The 6,837-nt window shown below is 50.9% G+C and carries 4 protein-coding genes; 1 reads left to right on the top strand and 3 read right to left on the bottom strand.

From position 1 onward, the window contains the following. Window positions 1-37: 37 nt before the first annotated feature. From HMPREF2626_RS03550 to HMPREF2626_RS03560, 3 genes are all read right to left on the bottom strand, one after another. Window positions 38-637 (bottom strand): energy-coupled thiamine transporter ThiT, encoded by a 600-nt coding sequence (locus HMPREF2626_RS03550; RefSeq protein WP_070617536.1) that lies wholly within the window; start codon window positions 635-637, stop codon window positions 38-40. A gap of 3 nt (window positions 638-640) precedes the next feature. Further along, the gene (locus HMPREF2626_RS03555; RefSeq protein ID WP_070617538.1) at window positions 641-2,344 is read right to left on the bottom strand and encodes a ribonuclease J; all 1,704 of its coding nucleotides are present in this window, start codon (window positions 2,342-2,344) and stop codon (window positions 641-643) included. A gap of 360 nt (window positions 2,345-2,704) precedes the next feature. Next, window positions 2,705-3,748: an aspartate-semialdehyde dehydrogenase gene (locus HMPREF2626_RS03560; protein WP_070617539.1), complete on the bottom strand. Its 1,044-nt coding sequence runs from the start codon at window positions 3,746-3,748 to the stop codon at window positions 2,705-2,707. 542 nt (window positions 3,749-4,290) lie between these two features. Between HMPREF2626_RS03560 and HMPREF2626_RS03565 the strand changes: the two genes are divergently transcribed. Beyond that, window positions 4,291-6,729, top strand: a complete 2,439-nt coding sequence (locus HMPREF2626_RS03565; protein WP_070617543.1) for a GW dipeptide domain-containing protein — start codon at window positions 4,291-4,293, stop codon at window positions 6,727-6,729. Window positions 6,730-6,837: the final 108 nt, after the last annotated feature.

A 6,837-nucleotide genomic window follows, 5' to 3' on the forward strand; every position in this document is an offset into this window, starting at 1 on the left:
AGCATCCAAAGCTAAACGCTCTTGCTCACACCCTTTCTTAATCGTTCAGGAGTCTCGACCGTTCTTTGCGCGAGATGTACTTGGTGTAGCGCGGGATGAAGTATTTGGCGGAGACGTTGAGGGTGACGATTAGGATGGCTAGGGCGATGCCTAGGTTGAGGAGGAAGCTGAGGCCGTTCGTGCGGAAGGCTTCGGCGAGGCCGTTGCTTTCGGCTTGGATCCAGACCTGGTCAACGAAGCGACAGATAAAGTAGCAGAGGACACCGATGAAAGACCCGGTGACCAGGTTGAGATAGACTGAAGACATCCGTCGATTATGCAAGGTGCGTTGGAGGTTGCGGGCGAAGAGTCCGGCAAGTCCGACAGCAGCTGAGGCGATAACCAAGGCCAGGCTGTGGGGCCAATTGGTCAGGGCGTCGGGCACTTGGTAGAGCTGGATAATGCCCACCAATCCACCCGCCAAGCAAGCTGGCAGGGCCCCCCGGCGGAAGGCATAGAAGAGGATGAGGACGAGTCCCATCTCCAGACTCAGTCCCGTCTCTCCCAGCTCAGCGGGGAAGACCAACTGCAAGAGCCCAGCTAGTAGTGCCAGTAAAAAGCCTTCAATGATTGTCATAAATCGCTGTGATGCTTTCATAAACTATCCTTTCTTTCCGCCCTTCTTCTTGCGACCCTTGCGGTAATTGGATGCTTCCATAATCACCGGTAGGATCATGGGGCGGCGGTTGGTTTGCTTGAAGAGGAATTTGCCGAGTTCATCACGAATGCCCGATTTGAGCTTGGACCATTGGAAGTTCTTGTCTTCCAGGTTGTCAAGGACCACCTTGCGGACCCGTTCGCTTGATTCTTTAAGCAAGTCTTCGCTTTCTTTCATGAAGATAAAGCCTCTAGAAATGATCTCTGGTCCTGCCAAGATCTTGCCTTCGCGGCGGGAGATAGTCAGGACAACGACGAAGATCCCGTCTTCCCCGAGCATGGTCCGGTCGCGGAGGACAATATTTCCAATATCGCCCACGCCTGAGCCGTCGATGAGGACATTGCTGGCGGGAACCTTGTCGCCAAGAGTCATTTTACCCTTCTTGTAGGTCAGGGTATCGCCCTTGTCCAAGAGGAAGATTCTGTCTTCCGTGAAACCAATCTGCTCGGCCAATTGCTTGTGGGCATGCATGAGTTGGTATTCCCCTGATACGGGCAAGAGGTACTTAGGTTTCAAGATAGACAGCATGAATTGCAGGTCCTTAGGCGAGGCGTGGCCAGAGGTGTGGTACTTGGACGAGAGTTCCAGGGTGTGGCCCCCTGCCCGGTAGACCATATCCTTAGTTTCTGGGACAACCTTTTCCATATCGGTATTGGGGGTGGTGGCTAGGATCACCAGGTCCCCTTCCTTGATCTTCAGCTGCTTGTTGCCCCGGGCCTTGGCCATGCGTTGAAGGGCATAGAGGGGCTCGCCGGACTTACCGGTCTCAAGGATGATGATTTCTTCATCCTTGTAATTGCCCAGCTGCTCGGTGCGCTTGATCAGGTCCTTGCTCGGCAACTTGAGCTTGTCCAAGCGGATGGCTACATCGATGATTTGCTCCAGAGCTTCCCCTGAAATAAAGATATGGCGGCCAGTGGACTGGGCCACGTCGATGATCTGTTGGAGGCGCATGAGGTTGGAAGCGACCGCAGAAACGATGACCCGGCCTTCTGCCTTGACCACTTCATCTTGGAGGGACTCCTTAACCAGCACTTCGCTGGCATTCTCGAAGTAAGAAGCAGCCTTGCTGGATTCGCTGAGCAGGGCCAAAACGCCTTCGCCAGCTACTTGGGTCAGGCGAGCAAAGTCTGTGGCATAGTCTTCAGAGACAGACGCATCCATCTTGAAGTCCCCGGTGTAAACAATGTTACCTTCCGATGTCTTCAAAACAATGGCCACGGAATCTGGGAGAGAGTGGGTGGTCTTAATGAAGCTGACCACCACATCACCAAAGTCAATCTCGTTATCGTCGTCAATGGTATGGAAGTCTTTGAAATTCTTCACGCCCACAGACCGACTCATCACCTTCAAGAGCTCAATGGTCAACTCGGTCCCAAAGACAGGCACATTGACTTCCTTCAAGAGATAAGGCAGACCCCCGATAGCATCGGGATGGCCGTGGGTTAAGAAGACCCCGGCAATCCGGTCCTCATTCTCTTTTAGGTATGTAAAGTCAGGAATCATCACATCGATCCCTAACATTTCATTGGGTGGGTAGACAAGCCCGCAATCCAGGATATAGATCATGCCATCGATTTCAACAATGTACATGTCCTTCCCATTCTCGCGGACGCCTCCCAAGGAAATAAATTTTATTTCACTCATAGAAACCTCCTTAGGTATTTTATCCCTAGACAGAAACAGAGCACTCCAACCCTCTAAATCGGCATGAGTGTTTGCTTCTGAACTAGATTTTATTTTTAAAAAATTATATTTTCTATATGGTGCTGGTGAGCATTCGTTCCGCTTTTGAATTTGGTCCTTGAAAAGCCATGGCACCAGCTCGAGCCAAGGTCTCTCGCTTAGCGAGCTTCAAAGGGCTAGTAAGGCTAAAGCCAACTATCCCTAATTCACATCGCTTGCTTTTCATGGCTAAGGACCAACTTCAAAGCTCCACTACTGCTCATAAATAAAATAGCGAAGAAAAAGCTGATTAATTTTTTTACAAAAATCAGATTAAATAACTTAAATCAAATCTTGTCTGATCATTTCTTCGGCGATTTGCACGGAGTTCAATGCGGCACCCTTCCACAAGTTATCTGAAACAATCCAGAGGTGGAAGCCGTTGGGAACATCCAAATCTTTACGGATCCGGCCGACAAATGTTTCCTTCTTCCCTTCTGCATTGATGGCTTGTGGGTAGACTTGGTTTTGGATATCGTCTTCAACCACAATGCCAGGTGCTTGGCTCAAGATATCTTGTATCGCTTCAATTGTAACATTATTTTCGCCAATTTCAATATAAACACTCTCAGAATGTGCACGAAGAACTGGCACGCGAACACAAGTAGTGGAGACAGGTAGGTCTTTGAGGCCCATGATCTTCTTGGTTTCATTGGTCATCTTCATCTCTTCGAAGGTGTAGTGGTTGTCTTGGAACTTGTCGATCTGTGGCAGGACATTGAAGGCCATTTGATAGTGCTTGTCGTCACCGGCGCATGGCAGGACTTCGGCTTCAGGCACTTCCTTACCTTCCACAATGGCCTTGGACTGGGCCAGGGTTTCTTCAATAGCTTCAGCGCCAGCGCCAGATACAGCTTGGTAGGTCGATGCAATGACGCGCTTGAGGCCATAAGCATCGTGGATTGGCTTGAGGGCCGCTACCATTTGGATAGTCGAACAATTAGGGTTGGCAATAAGGCCATTGTGGTCCTTCAAGGCTTCTGGGTTAACTTCTGGAACGACCAGTGGGGTGTCTGGGTCCATGCGGAAGGCAGAGGTGTTGTCGATCGCTACCGCACCCGCCTTCACCGCAGCAGGGACGAATTTTTCAGAGAGAGCCCCACCAGCAGAGAAGATGGCGATGTCCACACCTTCGAAGGAGTCTTCGGTCAATTCTTCCACTTCATAGGTCTTATCGCCGACAGGAAGGATCTTTCCAGCTGAACGGGCAGAAGCCAAGAGCTTCACATCTTTGACAGGGACTTCGGCTTGGGGTAAGAGGTCACATAACTGCTCCCCCACTGCTCCAGTAGCCCCAACGATTGCAACAGTATATTCTTTAGTCATAATGCTTCCTCACTTTTCTATTCCGAAGGCCGTGGACAAAAGCTTCGTCTTCTTTTTAAATAACGGACTTTTTGGCAAAAATCTGTTCCAAAAGTCAGTCCTGACATCCACTTCACAAATTATGTTCAATCGTAGGCCTACGATTGAACATAATTTGCGGACAGTTGCTATAGCTGTTCGACGCGTAGCGAGTTACAGATATAGTATGCGTGAGCTGATTCAGGCCTAACCGACTTTTGTCACACTCTCTTCTCATGATTTTTTTATTAATAGCCTTATTGTATCATATTTGTCAGACAAAGACGGGCTTTTTATGAATTCTTTAGCGATCGCTTGTCCCGATCTCCCTACTTCTTCTGGCTAAAAAAGCTAAGCTTCCCATAGCTGTTCTCATCATATTTTAATTTATACTCCTGGAAGCTTGATTTTAACGCTTATAAAATTCTTTCAGGTCGGGCTTTGGGCCTTGTTTTTGTGGCGGGGATTGCCTATAATTAATGCGATCGTCTAATTTAATCAGATATTAATCAAAGGAGAGACCTATGAAGAAAACACACTTACTTTTGGCGTCGAACCTGGCCTTAGCTGCCTTCCTCTACAGCCCTGAAGCGGTAGCGGCAGATGAACTGGCTACAGATGCCCAAAACGAAGAAAATATCCAAGCACAAGTGACTGAAGAAGCTGACGCTGGCCAAGACCAAGCTGCTGAAGCTGAGGTCACAGAAGAAGCCCCTGCCCCTGAGAAGAAGGAAGTCCAAGCGGGCTATTATGCAAACACTGACCTCGATAAGCAGCCTGAAATTGTGATTGGCAAGCAAGAAAAGAAGACTAGCCAACCCCAACTGGATACCCAAAACCAGACCGGTGAAAAGTACACCAGCCAACTCCAAGCGACCGATGAATGGATGACCCTCCAATCCGGAAAGCACACCTTGGATACCCGCCCTTACGGCACGGCCGGCTATGAAACTATCCGCGCTAACTTGAAGGACCGCCAAGGCGACTTGGTCAAGGTGTCCTACTACATCTCAACTGAACGTGCCGACTGGGCCTACGTGAACTTCCAAGATAGCCTCGCTGGTTGGGTCGATCGCAAGGCCTTAAGCAAGAAGTTGCCTTTTGACCGCTATACCTCTGACGTGGAAAGCCTGAACTACTATGGCCGTCTAGTGGGCAACCACACCATCGACTCTAAGCCATGGGGAACCAAGGACTACCAAAATTTGGTCAGCCGCAATGCCTACAAGAACTTAGTTGGCACTAACGTTAAGGTAAGCCAAGGCGTTTCAACCGAACGCGCTAACTGGGTTTACATCGACAGCCTCGACGGCAAAGTTTCTGGCTGGATCGATACCAAGGGCGTCCAAAAGGTTGGTGACGCTTATACGAGTGCTTTCAAAGATGTCAACTACACCGCCCACCTCAAAGACGGCGACAATACCTTAGATTCCAAGCCTTGGGGAATTCCAGGTTACCAAACCCTCCGCAGCCGGGCTCAAATGAAGACCCGCCGCGGCCAAACCGTCCAAGTTTCTCAAGAAGTGTCCACTACTCGTGCCAACTGGGCCTATGTGACCTTCCAAGATGGGCTCAAGGGCTGGATCGACCGGGCAGGCCTCAAGCCAGGCGCTGGTTCTAAACGCGCCAATGGGATTGACGACTACACCTCTGCCCACAAGGACGTGAAGTATGTAGCCACTATCGTTGACGGCGACCATACTTTAGACACCCTACCTTGGGGGATTCCTGGCTACGCAACCATCGCTAGCCGGTCCGACATGAAGAAACACCAAGGCGAACGGGTCCAAGTGTCGCAAGAAGTCTCAACTAACCGAGCCAACTGGGCACTGATCACCCTTCCTAACGGGACGAGCGGCTGGTTCGACATCAAGGGCTTGACCCGCGGCAAGGTCGACTCCTACACCAGCCCTCAAAAGTCTGTCAACTACACCGCCACCATTTCTAACGGCAACCATACCCTAGATACCCTACCTTGGGGGATCCCTGGCTACAAGACCATCGCCACTCGGTCCGACATGAAGAAACACACCGGCGACCAAGTCAAGGTAAGTAGCGAAGTCTCCACCAACCGTGCAGACTGGGCCTACATTACTTTATCCGATGGCACTAGCGGCTGGTTCGACCGCGCCGGCTTAACCAAGGGCCAAGTCGACGTTTACACCTCAAACGCGAAAAAGGTCAACTACTCTGCCCGCTTAACCAACGGCAACCACACCCTGGACTCCAAACCATGGGGTATTCCAGGTTTTGAAACCATCAAGTCTCGCGGCCAGATGAAGGCTTACACCGGCCAAAATGTTCAGGTCAACCAAGAAGTCTCCACCAACCGGGCCGACTGGGTCAACATCACCCTCGCAGATGGCACCCAAGGCTGGATCGACGCCAAGGCGGTTGCGCCTGAACGCGTCCTCAACCACGTACCATATGTCAGCCAATACAAGCCCGTCTTCGCACCTTGGGGCTGTGCCGGCGCTGCCTCTGCCATGCTTTTAGGTGCTAAGGACGTCGACTTCAACCTCGACACCCTCATCCGCAACACCCCAATGTACCCAAGCGATCCAAACGGCCAAAAAGGCGACGTCTTCACCGGCCAAGGCTTCGGCTGGGTCATCAACCCTAAAGGCCTGACCAACTACCTGAAGACCTACTACTCCGGTGTCAAAAACATCACGGGCGCTAACACCCAAGAGATCATCGATACCGTCCTCGCCGGCAACCCTGTCCTCTACTACGGCTACTCCTCTTACCAAAAACCAGGTGACTATGTTCGCAACCACTGCAAGGTCATCACCGGTTACAAGAACAACGCCTTCCGCGTCTACGACCCACTCTACTCCAACGACAACAAGGGTGCCATGACCGGTGGCAAGAACCCAGCCTACGACCTCGGCGCAAAACACTGGCTCCCAATCAGCAAGTTCAACCTTGAATATAATGGACAAGCCATTACGATTCTGTAAGGGTGTGAGAGGATGCGGGAGAAAGGGGCCTCTGGAGTAAAGAGCCAAAGAAGACTGAAAGTCTTCGGCGGCTCTTTGCGAAGAGGAGCCCTTTCTGCATCCTCGAAC

The organism is Aerococcus sp. HMSC062A02, assembly GCF_001809535.1.
Lineage (GTDB): Bacteria > Bacillota > Bacilli > Lactobacillales > Aerococcaceae > Aerococcus.